The 15,300-nt window shown below is 71.5% G+C and carries 15 protein-coding genes; 12 read left to right on the top strand and 3 right to left on the bottom strand.

Annotated elements, in window-relative coordinates:
- Positions 1-11: 11 nt before the first annotated feature.
- Positions 12-2,150 (bottom strand): transketolase, encoded by a 2,139-nt coding sequence (gene tkt, locus AC5RWQ_RS22215; RefSeq protein ID WP_494284610.1) that lies wholly within the window; start codon positions 2,148-2,150, stop codon positions 12-14.
- A gap of 293 nt (positions 2,151-2,443) precedes the next feature.
- Between tkt and AC5RWQ_RS22210 the strand changes: the two genes are divergently transcribed.
- From AC5RWQ_RS22210 to AC5RWQ_RS22200, 3 genes are all read left to right on the top strand, one after another.
- Complete coding sequence (locus AC5RWQ_RS22210; protein ID WP_494284609.1) at positions 2,444-3,397, top strand: heme o synthase; 954 nt, start codon at positions 2,444-2,446, stop codon at positions 3,395-3,397.
- A 239-nt stretch (positions 3,398-3,636) separates the two neighbouring features.
- Positions 3,637-3,969, top strand: a complete 333-nt coding sequence (locus tag AC5RWQ_RS22205; RefSeq protein ID WP_494284608.1) for a hypothetical protein — start codon at positions 3,637-3,639, stop codon at positions 3,967-3,969.
- 8 nt (positions 3,970-3,977) lie between these two features.
- The gene (locus AC5RWQ_RS22200; protein ID WP_494284607.1) at positions 3,978-4,907 is read left to right on the top strand and encodes an ATP-grasp domain-containing protein; all 930 of its coding nucleotides are present in this window, start codon (positions 3,978-3,980) and stop codon (positions 4,905-4,907) included.
- Between the two features lie 162 nt (positions 4,908-5,069).
- Here the strand turns inward: AC5RWQ_RS22200 and AC5RWQ_RS22195 are convergent, their stop codons facing one another.
- Positions 5,070-6,032 carry a COX15/CtaA family protein gene (locus AC5RWQ_RS22195; RefSeq protein WP_494284606.1) on the bottom strand — a complete coding sequence of 321 codons (963 nt, stop codon included), beginning with the start codon at positions 6,030-6,032 and terminating at the stop codon, positions 5,070-5,072.
- Between the two features lie 191 nt (positions 6,033-6,223).
- Here AC5RWQ_RS22195 and AC5RWQ_RS22190 point away from each other — a divergent pair, with 191 nt between their 5' ends.
- From AC5RWQ_RS22190 to AC5RWQ_RS22150, 9 genes are all read left to right on the top strand, one after another.
- Entirely contained in the window at positions 6,224-6,931 is a 708-nt protein-coding gene (locus tag AC5RWQ_RS22190; RefSeq protein WP_494284677.1) for a helix-turn-helix transcriptional regulator, read from the top strand.
- A complete protein-coding gene (gene sufB, locus AC5RWQ_RS22185; RefSeq protein ID WP_494284605.1) occupies positions 6,928-8,358 on the top strand; it encodes a Fe-S cluster assembly protein SufB in 1,431 nt (476 codons plus the stop codon). Before AC5RWQ_RS22190 ends, sufB begins: the two co-directional genes overlap by 4 nt.
- 117 nt (positions 8,359-8,475) lie before the next feature.
- Positions 8,476-9,618, top strand: coding sequence for a Fe-S cluster assembly protein SufD (gene sufD / locus AC5RWQ_RS22180; RefSeq protein WP_494284604.1), 1,143 nt, complete (start codon positions 8,476-8,478; stop codon positions 9,616-9,618).
- A complete protein-coding gene (locus tag AC5RWQ_RS22175; protein WP_494284603.1) occupies positions 9,618-9,944 on the top strand; it encodes a non-heme iron oxygenase ferredoxin subunit in 327 nt (108 codons plus the stop codon). Before sufD ends, AC5RWQ_RS22175 begins: the two co-directional genes overlap by 1 nt.
- Positions 9,944-10,717 (top strand): Fe-S cluster assembly ATPase SufC, encoded by a 774-nt coding sequence (gene sufC, locus AC5RWQ_RS22170; RefSeq protein ID WP_494284602.1) that lies wholly within the window; start codon positions 9,944-9,946, stop codon positions 10,715-10,717. Before AC5RWQ_RS22175 ends, sufC begins: the two co-directional genes overlap by 1 nt.
- Positions 10,718-10,739: 22 nt before the next feature.
- Positions 10,740-12,044, top strand: a complete 1,305-nt coding sequence (locus AC5RWQ_RS22165) for a cysteine desulfurase (protein WP_494284601.1) — start codon at positions 10,740-10,742, stop codon at positions 12,042-12,044.
- Positions 12,044-12,520: a Fe-S cluster assembly sulfur transfer protein SufU gene (gene sufU / locus AC5RWQ_RS22160; RefSeq protein WP_494284600.1), complete on the top strand. Its 477-nt coding sequence runs from the start codon at positions 12,044-12,046 to the stop codon at positions 12,518-12,520. Before AC5RWQ_RS22165 ends, sufU begins: the two co-directional genes overlap by 1 nt.
- Complete coding sequence (locus AC5RWQ_RS22155; protein WP_334485976.1) at positions 12,517-12,975, top strand: metal-sulfur cluster assembly factor; 459 nt, start codon at positions 12,517-12,519, stop codon at positions 12,973-12,975. Before sufU ends, AC5RWQ_RS22155 begins: the two co-directional genes overlap by 4 nt.
- A gap of 501 nt (positions 12,976-13,476) precedes the next feature.
- Positions 13,477-14,103, top strand: coding sequence for a LysE family transporter (locus tag AC5RWQ_RS22150; RefSeq protein ID WP_494284599.1), 627 nt, complete (start codon positions 13,477-13,479; stop codon positions 14,101-14,103).
- A gap of 41 nt (positions 14,104-14,144) precedes the next feature.
- Here AC5RWQ_RS22150 and AC5RWQ_RS22145 read toward each other — a convergent pair whose 3' ends face one another.
- Positions 14,145-15,266, bottom strand: coding sequence for a hypothetical protein (locus AC5RWQ_RS22145; RefSeq protein ID WP_494284598.1), 1,122 nt, complete (start codon positions 15,264-15,266; stop codon positions 14,145-14,147).
- Positions 15,267-15,300 lie beyond the last annotated feature (34 nt).

Genomic DNA, 15,300 nt, shown 5'->3' with positions numbered 1-15,300 from the left:
TCACGCTCCCCTCAGTTGCCGGTCGTGAAACCGGTGATGTCGCCCACCCGGGTCAGCGCCGCGTGCGCGGCGGCCACGATCCGGTCGGGGGTGAACCCGAACTGCTCGAACAGCACGGTGTGCGGGGCGCTCGCGCCGTAGTGCTCCAGGCTCACGCTCTCGCCGCTGTCGCCGACGATCCCGCGCCAGGACATGGCGATGCCCGCCTCCACGCTCACCCGTGCCTTTACCCCGCGCGGCAGGACCGACTCCCGGTACGCCTCGTCCTGCTCGTAGAACCACTCCTGGCAGGGCATCGAGACGACCCGGGTGGGGGTCCCGTCGGCCTCCAGCCGCTCCCGGGCGGTGAGGCAGAGCTGCACCTCGGAGCCGGTGCCCACGATGATCACCTGCGGCTTGCCGTTGGACGCCTCGGCCAGCACGTAGCCGCCCTTGGCGACGCCCTCGGCGCTGCCCAGCTTCTCCCGGTCCAGGGTCGGCAGCGGCTGCCGGCTGAGCGCCAGTGCGGTCGGCCGGTCGGTGTGCTCCAGCGCCTGCCGCCAGGCCCAGACGGTCTCGTTGGCGTCGGCCGGGCGGACCACGTCCAGGCCGGGGATGGCCCGCAGCGCGGTCAGGTGCTCCACCGGCTGGTGGGTCGGGCCGTCCTCGCCGAGGCCGATCGAGTCGTGCGTCCAGACGTAGGTCACCGGCAGCTTCATCAGCGCGGCGAGCCGGACGGACGGGCGCATGTAGTCGCTGAACACCAGGAAGGTACCGCCGTACGGGCGGGTGCCGCCGTGCAGGGCGATGCCGTTGAGGATGGCGCCCATGCCGTGCTCACGGATGCCGAAATGCAGGGTGCGGCCGTACTCGTGGCCCGGGAAGTCCTTGGTGGCGTGCGACGCCGGGATGAACGACGGCTCGCCCTTCATGGTGGTGTTGTTGCTCTCGGCCAGGTCGGCCGAGCCGCCCCAGAGCTCGGGCAGCACCGGGGCGAGCGCCTCCAGGACCTTGCCGGAGGCGGCCCGGGTGGCGACACCCTTGGCGTCGGCGGGGAAGGTCGGCAGCGCGTCGGTCCAGCCCTGCGGCAGCACCCGGCGGGCCATCCGGTCGTAGAGCGCCTTGCGCTCCGGGTTTGCCTTCGCCCAGGCGTCGTACGCGGTGGTCCATTCCTGCTGCGCGGCCTCGCCGCGGCCGAGCACCTGACGGGCGTGGTCGAGCACCTCGTCGGAGATCTCGAAGCTCTGGGCCGGGTCGAAGCCGAGGATCTGCTTGGTGGCGGCCACCTCGTCGGCGCCGAGCGCCGAGCCGTGGATCTTGCCGGTGTTCTGCTTGTTGGGGGCGGGCCAGCCGATGATGGTGCGCAGGGCGATGAAGGAGGGACGGCCGGTCTCCGCCTTGGCGGCCAGCAGCGCCGCGTGGAGCACCTCGGCGTCCTCGTGGTAGTCGCCCTGGTCGGCGTCGCCGGTCCGCCAGTCGACGGTCTGCACGTGCCAGCCGTACGCCTCGTAGCGGGCCGCCACGTCCTCGCTCTTGGCGATCCGGGTGTCGTCCTCGATCGAGATCTCGTTGTCGTCGTAGATCACGCAGAGGTTGCCCAGCTGCTGGTGCCCGGCGAGGGAGCTGGCCTCGTGGGAGATGCCCTCCTCGATGTCGCCGTCGGAGACGATGCACCAGATGTCGTGGTCGAAGACCGAGGCGCCCGGCTCGGCCTCCGGGTCGAAGAGACCGCGCTCGCGACGGGCGGCCATGGCCATGCCGACCGCGTTGCCCAGGCCCTGGCCGAGGGGGCCGGTGGTGGTCTCGACGCCCGGGGTGTGCCCGTGCTCAGGGTGACCGGGGGTGAGAGAGCCCCACTGCCGCAGCGCCTTCAGGTCGTCCAGGCCGAGCGGGTAGCCGGAGAGGAAGAGCTGGATGTAGAGGGTCAGGCTGGAGTGCCCGGCGGAGAGCACGAACCGGTCCCGGCCGGGCCAGTTCGGGTCGGCCGGGTTGTGCCGCATGACCTTGTTGAAGAGCAGGTACGCCGCGGGCGCGAGGCTCATCGCGGTGCCCGGGTGGCCGTTGCCGGATTTCTCCACGGCGTCCATGGCCAGCACGCGGACGGTGTCGACGGCCCGACGGTCGAGGTCGGACCAGTTGAGAGCGGGGTGCTCGGGTGGGTTGGCAGCCACGATGGTTGTGCTCCTCGGCAGATGGGCGGAACCCTCACTGATGACCCTATCGAGCCGTCCTAAACGTCCGCCCGGGGATCTGTGCACGCTGTTACGTACGTGTCGACCCGCATGGGGGCGTTCAGGGGGGCGGCCGGCGACGTCCCAGGCGGGCGGGGTGTGACGGCCCGCACCGTTGTCGGGTCGACCGGGCAGCCAAAACGACGGCGCGTAGTGTGTGGGGCGGTGTCTGGACCCCGTTTCCGGGCCCGGCCGACCCGATCTCCCCTGCCGACGCCGGAAGGTGGCAATCCGTGAGCATGATCACCGAGCGCCCCGTCAGCAACTCTGCCGGGCAGCCGCCGGTGCGCACGGTGGCCGGGGAGTCGCCCCGCCGGAACCTCCGGGGGGTGGTCGCGTCGTACGTCGCCCTGACCAAGCCCCGCATCGTCGAGTTGCTGCTGGTCACCACGGTGCCGGCGATGATGCTCGCCGACGGGGGTGTGCCGTCGCTCTGGCTGGTGGCCGTGGTGCTGGTGGGCGGCTCGCTCGCCGCCGGCGCGGCCAGCGTCATCAACTGCTACATCGACCGGGACATCGACCAGTTGATGCGACGCACCAAGCGCCGCCCGCTGCCGGCGCACACCGTCTCGCCGCGCAGTGCGCTGATCTTCGGGCTGGTGCTCGCGGCGGTCTCGACCGTGCTGATGGCGACGTTCACCAACCTGCTCGCCACGGCGCTGACCCTGGCCGCGATCGCCTACTACGACCTCGTCTACACGCTCTGGCTCAAGCGCACCACCACCGCCAACACCTTCTGGGGTGGGGCGTGCGGGGCGGCGCCGGTGCTGATCGGCTGGGCCGCGGTCACCGGGTCGCTGGCCCCGCAGGCGTGGGCGCTCTTCGCGGTGGTCTTCTTCTGGCAGATGCCGCACTTCTACCCGCTGGCCATGAAGTACAAGGACGACTACGCGCGGGCCGGCATCCCGATGCTCCCGGTGGTCGCCTCCCCGCGCCGGGTCAACGCCGAGATCCTGATCTTCGCCTGGCTCACCGTGCTGACCTCCCTGGCCCTCTGGCCGATGGGGATGAGCGCGATCTACGGCGTGCCTACTCTGGCGGTCGGCGCCATCTTCCTGGTCGAGGCGCACCGGCTCTGCCGCCGGGTGGTCCGGGGCGAGGCGGTCAAGCCGATGCGGCTGTTCCACTGGTCGACCACCTACCTGACCATTCTGTTCGCCGCGGTCGCTCTCGACGCGCTGATCTGACGGCCCGTCAGGCCTGTTCACAGGTCGGCGAAGGTACATTTCCCGAGTCGTTTTTCGGACCCTGGCGACTGCCTCAAGTCGGACACATCGGGGCGTAGCTGCCCGCCCGGTTTGGGGTTACTTTTCCGACACGTCCGGGCAATCCACCTGTGGTCCTCCTTAAACCTGTAGGTAATTGGCATCACAAAAGGTTCATGGTTCTCGCACCTACGGGTGGTTGTCTGCTTAGGCTTCGCGTCATGGCAGAAGGTTCCGATACGACGCTGACGACTGAACAGACCACCGAGCAGGCCCCCAACGGCCTGGTCACCGGCATCAAGTCGTTCGCCGCCGGCCACGGCGGCGCGAAGGCGGTCATCGAGTACGTCGGCAAGCGCGGCGCGCGGATCGTCCTCGTCGGCGAGGACGGGGTGTGGGCGGACCAGTTCGCCGACGACACCGTCGTCGCCCGGCAGGCATGCGCGAAGGCGGGAGTCACCGTCGAGAACGCCTGGGAGCGTGAACTCATGGACCAGATGCGTCCGAGCAACGACCTCTGGCGGTCGATGGCCCGGCGCACGATGGCCCGCTGACACATAAATTGATCCACCACCACCAGCAGCCGACCCGGGGGAAACCCCGGGTCGCTCTCGTCACCTGTGACCGGCTCGCCGACCTCGACCCGGACGACCGGCTCGTGCTCGCCCCCCTCGCCGACCGCGGCGTCCACGCCGACATCGCGGTCTGGGACGACCCGGCCGTCGACTGGGCCGGGTACGACCTGGTCGTGCTCCGCTCGCCCTGGGACTACGCGCTGCGGCGTGAGGAGTTCGTCGCCTGGGCGCGCACCGTCCCGGCCCTGGTCAACCCCGCCGACGTGGTCGCCTGGAACACCGACAAGCGGTACCTGGGCGAGCTCTCCGGCGCCGGGGTGCCCACGGTCGAGACCTCCTGGGTGCTGCCCGGCGGCGGCCCCTGGGACCCACCCGCGGTGCACGGCGAGTACGTGATCAAGCCGGCGGTCAGCGCCGGCAGCCAGGACACCGGCCGGTACGACCTGGCCGACCCGGAACACCGCGAGCTGGCCGTGGCGCACGTGCGCCGGCTCGTGGACGCCGGCCGGGTCACCATGGTCCAGCCGTACCTGAGCGCCGTCGACACGGCGGGGGAGACGGCCCTGCTCTTCCTGGCCGGGCCGGACGGCCTGGCGTACAGCCACGCGATCCGCAAGGGCGCGATGCTGGATGGTCCGGACCTGGGCGTCGATGGGCTCTACAAGCCCGAGGAGATCACCGCCCGCACGGCGACACCCGAACAGCTGGCCGTCGCCGAGCGCGTCCTCGCGGCCGTGCCCGGCGGCACGCAGCGGCTGCTCTACGCCCGGGTCGACCTGATCCCGGGCCCGGACGGCACCCCCGTGCTGGTCGAGCTGGAGCTCACCGAGCCCTCGCTGTTCCTCGGGTACGCCGACGGTGCCCCCGACCGCCTCGCCGAGGCGGTCCTCACCCACCTGTCCCGCCGCACGCCCTGACCGCCGCGCCGCGCCTCGCGGCGTCGGATCGGGCGTGGCCAATTCAAGATCACGCTGTATCCACGAAGTAGTGGCCTCCCTGATTCAGGGAGGCCACTACTTCCGCGTTCAAGCACGACCTCGCGGGGTGGGTGTCGCGCACAGGCGGCCTTGCGGGGGGTGTCAGGCCGCAGCGGTGACCGGGTCCGGGGCGGGTGTCGCCGCCGGGGCCGGGGCGACCGGGCGGCGTTCGCGGGTCGACCAGAGGACCGCGAGGGTGGCCAGCAGGACCAGGCAGGAGCCGAGCATGTGCGCGGCGACCAGCAACGCCGGCAGGTGGGTGAAGTACTGCACGAAGCCGATCAGCCCCTGGGAGAGCTCCACCGCGACCAGCACCACGGCGGCCCGGGTGGCCCGGGTCGCGCCGACCGCCTGGAAGGCGAAGACCAGCGCGACCGAGAGCCCGATCAGTAGGAACACCCCGTCGGCATGCACCTGGGAGATCGACTCCGGGTCCAGGCCGTTGCGGGCCGCGCCCTGGTCGCCGGCGTGCGGGCCGCTGCCGGTCACCCAGGTGCCGATCACCAGGACCGCCACGCTGACCACCGTGGTGAGCAGCGCCAGGGTGCGCAGCGGGCCGGGTACCACGGCCACCGCCGGGCCGTCGGGGTCCTTGATCCGCCGCCAGAGCGCGTACGCGGCCGCGATCACCGCCATCGAGGCGAGGAAGTGCAGCCCGACCACCCACGGGTTCAGGTTGGTCAGCACGGTGATCCCGCCGATGACCGCCTGCGCCGGGATGCCGAGGAACACCGCCACCGCCAGCCCCAGCAGCCCCTTGCGGCGAGGCCGGTGGGCCAGCACCGCGAGCACGGTGGCCAGCGCGATGATCCCGACGGCGAAGGTGAGCAGGCGGTTGCCGAACTCGATCACCCCGTGCACGCCCATCTCGGCGGTGGTGGTGTACGAGGCGTCGGTGCACCGGGGCCAGGTCGGGCAGCCCAGGCCGGAGGCGGTGAGGCGGACCGCCCCGCCGGTCACGACGATGCCGACGTTCGCCACGATGGAGGCGTACGCGAGGCGGCGCAGCAGGGCGGTGGAGACCGGGAACCGGGTGGATCGCATCACGGAGCGAATCCTACGCACCGTAGTGCTGCGCGATCGGGTGACTCCGCCGGACCGGTGTGCGGGATCACCGGGACCCGGGTTTGCGGCCTCCGCGCGATTTACGTAACGTTGGCGTTGTGAAAAACGCGGCGGCGCTCTCCGGGCAGCAGCCGACGACCTCCCTGGTCGCCGGCGGCTCCAGGTCGCGGCGCGGCGTCAGACGCGCCGAGCTGGAGTTGTCGCAGGCCGCGTCCACCGATCTTTCCACCCGGGACCGGGTCACCCAGCTCCTGCTGGAGCAGGGGGCGACCACCGCCGCCCAGCTCGGCTCGGCGCTCGGGCTCAGCCCGGCCGCGATCCGCCGGCACCTCGACGCGATGCTCGCCGACGGCGACGTGGTCGCCCGGGAGCAGGTCGTCCGGGGCAGCCGCGGCCGGGGCCGCCCGGCCAAGGTGTTCCTGCTGACCGACGCGGCCCGGGTCCGCTGCGGCACGCACCACTACGACAACATGGCCACCGCCGCGCTGCGCTGGATCGCGCGCAGCGGCGGATCCGACGCGGTCGACGCGTTCGCGGCCGACCAGGTGGCCGCCCTGGAGGCCCGCTGCCGGGCCGCCATGGAGGACGCCGGGGACGACCCGCTCGCCCGGGCCGAGGCGCTCGCGGGGGCGCTCACCGCCGAGGGTTACGCTGCCAACGCGTCCACGATCGCCTCCGGCGGCCAGCTCTGTCAGCACCACTGCCCGGTGGCGCACGTGGCCGCCGAGTTCCCCCAGCTGTGCGAGGCCGAGACGGCGGTCATCTCCCGTCTGGTCGGCACGCATGTGCAGCGCCTGGCCACCATCGCGCACGGCGACGGGGTGTGCACCACGCACATCCCGGCCCAGCCGCGCGCCCAGTCCGGTAACACCGTCACCACTGTGAGGACAGATAGATGACCGAGCAGATCGTCCAGCCCCTGACCCAGGAAGAGCAGCTCGCCGCTCTCGGTCGCTACGAGTACGGCTGGGCCGACTCCGACGTCGCCGGGGCCGCTGCCCAGCGCGGCATCAACGAGGCGGTGGTGCGGGACATCTCGGCGAAGAAGAACGAGCCGGCCTGGATGCTCGACCTGCGCCTGAAGGGCCTGCGGCTGTTCGGCCGTAAGCCGATGCCGGCCTGGGGCGCCGACCTCACCGGGATCGACTTCGACAACATCAAGTACTTCGTGCGCTCCACCGAGAAGCAGGCCACCAGCTGGGAGGACCTGCCGGAGGAGATCAAGAACACCTACGACCGGCTGGGCATCCCGGAGGCGGAGAAGCAGCGGTTGGTCGCCGGTGTCGCGGCGCAGTACGAGTCCGAGGTGGTCTACCACAAGATCCGCGAGGACCTGGAGGAGCAGGGTGTCCTCTTCCTGGACACCGACACCGCCCTCAAGGAGCACGAGGACGTCTTCAAGGAGTACTTCGGCACGGTGATCCCGGTCGGCGACAACAAGTTCGCCGCGCTGAACACCTCCGTGTGGTCCGGCGGCTCGTTCATCTACGTGCCGAAGGGCGTGCACGTGGAGATTCCGCTGCAGGCCTACTTCCGGATCAACACGGAGAACATGGGCCAGTTCGAGCGGACCCTGATCATCGTCGACGAGGGCGCCTACGTGCACTACGTCGAGGGCTGCACCGCGCCGCTCTACTCCTCCGACTCGCTGCACAGCGCGGTCGTGGAGATCATCGTCAAGAAGAACGCGCGCTGCCGCTACACGACCATCCAGAACTGGTCGAACAACGTCTACAACCTGGTCACCAAGCGCGCCGTCTGCCACGAGGGCGCGACCATGGAGTGGGTCGACGGCAACATCGGCTCCAAGGTCACCATGAAGTACCCGGCGGTCTACATGACCGGCGCGCACGCCAAGGGCGAGGTGCTCTCGGTGGCCATGGCCGGCGAGGGCCAGCACCAGGACGCCGGCGCCAAGATGGTGCACGCGGCGCCGCACACCTCCTCCACCATCATCTCGAAGTCGATCGCCCGGGGCGGCGGCCGCACCTCGTACCGCGGCCTGGTCCAGGTGCTGGAGGGTTCGCACCACAGCCGGAGCACCGTCAAGTGCGACGCGCTGCTGGTCGACACCATCTCCCGCTCGGACACCTACCCGTACGTCGACATCCGCGAGGACGACGTGTCGATGGGGCACGAGGCGACCGTCTCCAAGATCAGCGACGACCAGCTCTTCTACCTGATGAGCCGCGGTCTCAGCGAGGACGAGGCGATGGCGATGATCGTGCGCGGCTTCATCGAGCCGATCGCCAAGGAGCTCCCGATGGAGTACGCCCTGGAGCTCAACCGCCTGATCGAGCTCCAGATGGAGGGCGCGGTCGGCTGACCCCGCCCGGCCTCGCGCGGCCCCGACCGCGGCCTCGACCCGTTGGGCCGGGCCGCGACCGGCCCGGCCCGCCCTCCGATCAATGACACCGTCGTCGCAGAACAGACCAAGGAAGAGATGACTACCCAGGCTTCCGCGCCGCCCAGCACCAAGACGCAGGCGCTCCGCTCGTACGACGTCGCCGACTTCCCGGCCCTCACCGGCCTCGAGGAGGAGTGGCGCTTCACCCCGCTCAAGCGGCTGCGCGGGTTGGTCGGTGGGGCGCAGGCCGCCACCGGCACGGTCCGCCACGAGTACGGCGATCTGCCCTCCGAGGTCACCGTCTCCCGGATCGCGAAGGACGACCCGCGGGTGGGCAGCGTGCTCACCCCCGTCGACCGGGTCAGCGCCCTGGCGTACGGCGGGGCCGGTGACGCGCTGCTGGTGGAGGTCGCCCGGGACGCCGTGGTGTCGGCGCCGGTGAGCCTGCGGGTGGTCGGCGACGGCGCCGAGGGGCTGTCCTTCGGGCACACCTTCGTCGAGGTGGGCCGGTTCGCCGAGGTGACCCTGGTGCTGGAGCACGTCGGTTCGGCCACCCTGGCCGACAACGTCGAGGTGTCGGTGGCCGACGGCGCGAAGCTGACCCTGGTCACCGTCGCCGACTGGGCCGCCGACGGGGTGCAGGCCCAGCATCTCAAGGTCAAGCTGGGCCGGGACGCCAAGGTGGTGCACATCCAGGTCAGCCTCGGCGGCGACCTGGTCCGGCAGTACACCTCGGTGGAGTACACCGGCCGGGGCGGCGAGGCCGAGCTGTACGGCGTCTACTTCGCCGACGGCGGCCAGCACCTGGAGCACCGCCAGCTGGTCGACCACAACACGCCGGACTGCCGCAGCTACGTCGGCTACCGGGGCGCCCTGCAGGGCGACGACGCGCACACCGTCTGGGTGGGCGACGTGTTGATCCGCGCCGAGGCGACCGGCACCGACACGTACGAGATCAACCGGAACCTGCTGCTCTCCGACGGGGCCCGGGCCGACTCCGTGCCCAACCTGGAGATCGAGACCGGCGAGATCGCCGGCGCCGGCCACGCCAGCGCGACCGGCCGCTTCGACGACGAGCAGTTGTTCTACCTGATGGCCCGGGGCATCCCGGAGGGCGAGGCCCGTCGCCTGGTGGTGCGGGGCTTCTTCGCCGAGCTGATCAACAAGATCCCGGTCGAGTCGCTGCGCGATCGCCTGGGGGACGCGATCGAGGCCCGGCTGGCCAAGGCGGGCGCCTGATGATCCGGATCTGCTCGACCGAGGACGTGCCGAAGGGCACCGTGATCCGGGCCGAGGTCGACGGCACCCCGCTGGCGCTGGTGCACGGCGAGGACGGTGCGTTCTACGCCGCCTACGACGAGTGCTCGCACGCCGCGGTCGCCCTCTCCGAGGGCGAGGTCGAGGGGTGCACGCTGGAATGTTGGCTGCACGGATCCCGTTTCGACCTGCGGACGGGTGCGCCCACCGGGCTGCCCGCCACCGAACCCGTACCCGTCTATCCCGTCGAAGTCCGCGACGGCGACATCTACGTCAGCCTGACGCCGAGCAATGGAGTGACCCGATAATGAGCACCCTGGAGATCCGCGACCTGAAGGTGTCGGTCAAGCTGCCCGAGGGTGAGCTCAAGCCGATCCTGGCCGGTGTCGACCTGACCGTGAAGTCCGGCGAGACCCACGCGATCATGGGCCCGAACGGCTCCGGCAAGTCCACCCTGGCGTACTCGATCGCCGGTCACCCCAAGTACGAGATCACCGGTGGTTCGGTGACCCTCGACGGCGAGGACGTGCTGGCCATGTCCGTCGACGAGCGGGCCCGCGCCGGTCTCTTCCTGGCCATGCAGTACCCGGTCGAGATCCCCGGCGTCTCGGTGGCCAACTTCCTGCGGACCGCCAAGACCGCCATCGACGGCGAGGCGCCGAAGCTGCGCACCTGGGGCGGCGAGCTGCGCGGCGCCATGGAGCGCCTGCAGATGGACCCGGCCTTCGCCCAGCGCAACGTCAACGAGGGCTTCTCCGGCGGTGAGAAGAAGCGGCACGAGATCGTCCAGCTCGAGCTGCTCAAGCCGAAGATCGCCATCCTCGACGAGACCGACTCCGGCCTCGACGTCGACGCGCTGCGCGTGGTCAGCGAGGGCGTGAACCGGGTCCGCGACACCGGCGACACCGGGCTGCTGCTGATCACCCACTACACGCGGATCCTGCGCTACATCAAGCCGGACTTCGTGCACGTCTTCGTCGCCGGCCGGATCGTCGAGCAGGGCGGCCGGGAGCTGGCCGACAAGCTCGAGGAGTCCGGCTACGAGCGGTACGTCGCCGGGGCCGGTTCGGCTCGGGCCTGACATCGGGACAGGGGCCGCTGAGATGACCACCATCGCCATCCCCGAGGGGATGCCGCAGTACGACGACGTGCCGCGTTTCGACGTGGCCACGGTCCGCGCCGACTTCCCGATCCTCGACCGGGAGGTCAACGGGCACCGGCTGGTCTATCTCGACAGCGCCAACACCTCGCACAAGCCGCGGCAGGTGCTCGACGTGCTCACCGAGCACTACGCGATGCACAACGCCAACGTGTCGCGCTCGGTGCACACGCTGGGCACCGAGGCGACCGAGGCGTACGAGGGGGCGCGGGCGAAGATCGCCGCCTTCATCAACGCGCCCAGCGTGGACGAGGTGGTGTTCACCAAGAACTCCACCGAGGCGATCAACATCGTGGCGTACGCGTTCTCCAACGCGTCGCTGCGCCCGGACGCCGACCCGCGCTTCCGGCTGGGCCCGGGCGACGAGATCGTGATCTCCGAGATGGAGCATCACTCGAACATCGTCCCGTGGCAGTTGCTGGCCGAGCGGACCGGCGCGACCCTGCGCTGGTTCCCGGTCACCGACTCCGGCCGGCTCGACGAGTCGGGGCTGGAGGAGCTGGTCACCGAGCGGACGAAGATCGTCTCGCTGGTGCACGTCTCCAACATCCTCGGCACCGTCAACGCCACCTCGCGGATCACCCAGCGGGTCCGGGAGGTCGGGGCGCTGCTGCTGCTCGACTGCTCCCAGTCGGTGCCGCACATGCCGATGGACGTGGTCGACTACGACGCCGACTTCATCGTCTTCACCGGGCACAAGATGTGCGGTCCGACCGGCATCGGCGTGCTCTGGGGCCGGGGCGAGCTGCTCGCCGCGATGCCCCCGGTGCTCGGCGGCGGCTCGATGATCGAGACGGTGTCGATGGCGCGCTCGACGTTCGCCGCGCCGCCGGCCCGGTTCGAGGCCGGCACCCCGCCGATCGCCGAGGCGGTCGCGCTCGGCGCGGCCGTGGACTACCTCAGCGGCATCGGGATGCGGGCCATCCAGTGGCACGAGAAGGAGCTGACCGCGTACGCGCTGGACGGCCTGGCCACCGTGCCGGGCCTGCGGGTCTTCGGCCCGTCGGTGCCGGTGGGCCGGGGTGGCACCATTTCGTTCGCGCTCGGCGACATCCACCCGCACGACGTGGGGCAGGTCCTCGACTCCCTCGGCGTGCAGGTCCGGGTGGGGCACCACTGCGCGAAGCCGGTGTGCACCCGGTTCGGCGTACCGGCCATGACGCGGGCGTCGTTCTACCTGTACACCACCACGGAGGAGATCGACGCCCTGGTGGCGGGTCTCGAGCAGGTGCGGAAGGTGTTCGACTGATGCAGCTCGACCAGCTCTACCAGGAGATCATCCTGGACCACTACAAGCATCCGCACGGCCGTGGCCTGCGCGACGCCGAGGACCCGGACGCCCGGGTCGCCGAGGCGCACCACGTGAACCCGACCTGCGGTGACGAGATCACCGTCCGGGTGGCCACCGACGGCGACACGCTCGACGACATCTCGTACGACGGCATGGGCTGCTCGATCAGTCAGGCGTCGGCGAGCGTGTTGCACGAGCTGCTGCGCGGTCGCGGTACGGGGGAGGCGTTCGTCGTACACGAGGCGTTCGTCGAGTTGATGTCCGGTCGTGGCCAGGTCACGCCGGATGAGGACGTGCTCGGTGACGGGGTGGCGTTCGCGGGTGTCGCGCGCTATCCCGCCCGGGTCAAGTGCGCGCTGCTGCCGTGGATGGCGTTCAAGGACGCCGCGGCACGCGCGGGGGTGGGCGCGAGCCCGACGGAGGTGAAGGCATGAGCGAGAACACCGCAACCGCGGCGACGCCGGAGACCGGCGACGCCGCCACGACGCCGCAGACCGGCGCCGTGGCGACCGATGGCGCGGCGACGCCGGGTGCCGGCGACGCCGCGACCCCGGCCGCCGGCGGCAAGGCCGCCCTCGCCGACATCGAGGAGGCGATGAAGGACGTCGTCGACCCCGAGCTGGGCATCAACGTGGTCGACCTCGGCCTGGTGTACGGCGTGCACGTCGACGACGAGAACGTCGCGACGCTGGACATGACGCTCACCTCGGCGGCCTGCCCGCTAACCGACGTGATCGAGGACCAGGCCCGGCAGGCGCTGACCACCGGCCCCGGTGGCGGCCTGGTCAACGACATCCGGATCAACTGGGTCTGGCTGCCGCCGTGGGGGCCGGACAAGATCACCGACGAGGGGCGCGACCAGCTCCGCTCGCTGGGCTTCAACGTCTGAGGGCTGTTGCTCGGCAGCAGGGCGCGGCATCCTCGGGATGCCGCGCCCTGCTGACTTTGGTGACGATGGGTGAATGCCGGCCCGGCGCCCAGGATCCCGCCTCGACGCTTTGCTCTGCTGCTGCCACGGCAACACCTCCGTTCACCAGCCGATCTGCCCCCGGGCCGGGTTGCTGCGGCCACCGGAGGGATCACTGTCCGTGCCCGTTGCGCGGAGGGCAGCAGAGCAAAGGCGCCGAAGGAGATGTCCGGTGCCCCCGACCACCGGTGCGACGCAGGTCCGGCCTCTCCGGTCGCCGGGTGCGGCGGCACGGCCCTTCACGACTCGGCGTCGGAGGCGAGGCCCGCGACAGGGTCCGAATTCGATGGCGGAGCGCCCAACCACTGACCATGATGGGCGGGTGATCGAGGCGTACCCGAAGCAGCTCCCTGTCCGTGCGGCCACCGCCGTGCGCCGACAGCGGACTGCGCCGGGGCGTGCCTCGACCCGCCGCCGACCGTCGTGACCGCCGCGTTCCTCGCCGGTCTGGTGGCCGGCTACGGCGTCGCCGTCCCGGTCGGTGCGATCGCGGTCCTCATCCTCGGGCTCAGCGCCCGTACCTCGTTCCGGGTCGGCGCGGCCGGCGCGCTCGGCGTGGCCACCGCGGACGGCCTCTACGCCGCCGTCGCGGTGCTCGGCGGGGCGGCGGTGGCCGGCCTGGTCGCCCCCGTCGCCGGGCCGCTGCGGGTGGCCGCAGCCCTGGTGCTGCTGGCGATCGCGGGGCACGGTGCGTGGCGGGCGGTGCGGCCCCGCCGCCCGAGCGGCCCGCGCGACGCGCCCCGCGGGATGGACACTCCCGCCCGGGCCTTCGCCGGAGTGCTGGCGCTGACCCTGCTCAACCCGGCCACCGTGGTCTACTTCGCCGCGCTCGTCATGGGCCGACGGGACCTCGGGGCCAACGGACCGCCGGCGGCCGGGCTCTTCGTGCTCGGCGCGTTCCTCGCCTCGGCGAGTTGGCAGCTGCTGATCGCCGGCGGCGGCACCCTGGTCGGTCGGGTGCTGGCCGGTTCTCGCGGCCGGCTGGTGACGGCGCTGGTTTCCAGTTCGTTGATAACCGCGCTGGCCGTCGGCGTGCTGCTGTCGGGCTGAGCAGGCGCGACGGACCTGCGCCGCAGCGGGTCGGGCGGGCGTCAGTGCGGCGGCGCGACGAGGTTGTAGACGGCGACTCCGGCGCCGACCAACGTGCCGGCGACCGTCGCGGCGACGCCGACCAGGTTGAGCAGCTTCTCCACCTTCCGGTGAGTGGCCGGGGGCGTCGGCTCGCCCGGCTCGCGCGCGAGGCCGGCCGCACCGTGGACGAGCGCGGTACGGATGGCGTGCCCGACGGCGTCCCGCAGCGCGGCGTGGTCGACCAGGGCGGATCGGCTCACCCGGGCGGCGAGCCGGGCGCCACCCGCCAGCACGTCGTGCCGGGCCGGTTCGGGCAGTGGACGGGCAAGCCGTGCCGTGACCCGGCCGAGGGCGTTGGTGAAGATCTGCAGGTCGCTGGGCCCCCGGTCCCAGAACGGGACGGGCCAGCGCACCGCCGGTCGCAGCGAGCGGGCCGACGCCGCCGGCTGAGGATCACGCAGCGCCCGTCCGGTGACGAGCAGGACGGCCTCCGCGTCCTGACGTTCGGCCGACTGCTGCAGCAGATGCCCATAGACGACGGCCACGATGACGGCGAGCATCGCCCCGGGAAAGTAGGAGTCCGTCCCGTCGCCGTCCGGATCCACCAGGCCCCGCCGGGCCATGCCGGCCATCACCAGCAGACCGAACCCGGCGACGCCGACCCGGATGGCGAGGACCGAGCCGCGCAGGCGGATGAGCTGGAACGCCAGCGAGACGGCACGTGTCCGGGTCGGTCGGGCCCCCAGCCGGGCCAGCTCCCGGGTCAACCGGTCCGCGAAACCCAGCAACCGCCTCGGCAGCACGGACACCAATGTCCCGCACACCAGGTACAGGCCCACGGTGCCCGCCAACCGGGGCCATGGCGCGTCGACCAGCCCGATCAGCAGTTCCATCGGGAGGAAGGCGACGACGACCGTCCAGGAGACGAGGCCGGCCACCGTGACGGCGGCCCGTACGAACCGGTGCAGTGTCGCGGCCGGTCCGGGCAGGAGCCGGTACGACCCGGCGGGCACCGGTCGGGCCAGCAGCCGGAGGGTCAGCCAGCGGGTGCTGGCCGACAGCGAGCCCCGTACCCACATCCCGAAGACGAGTAGAAGGGAGAGGGCGACGGCCGCGGCGACGCCCAGCTGGTATCTGATCACGGCGCTCCTCCACGCGAGCGGGGTGCTGCGGCGC

The sequence above is a fragment of the Micromonospora sp. BS32 genome (assembly GCF_059089345.1).
Note: the sequence above shows the minus strand (reverse complement) of the source record. Positions and strands in the feature narration are given on the sequence as shown.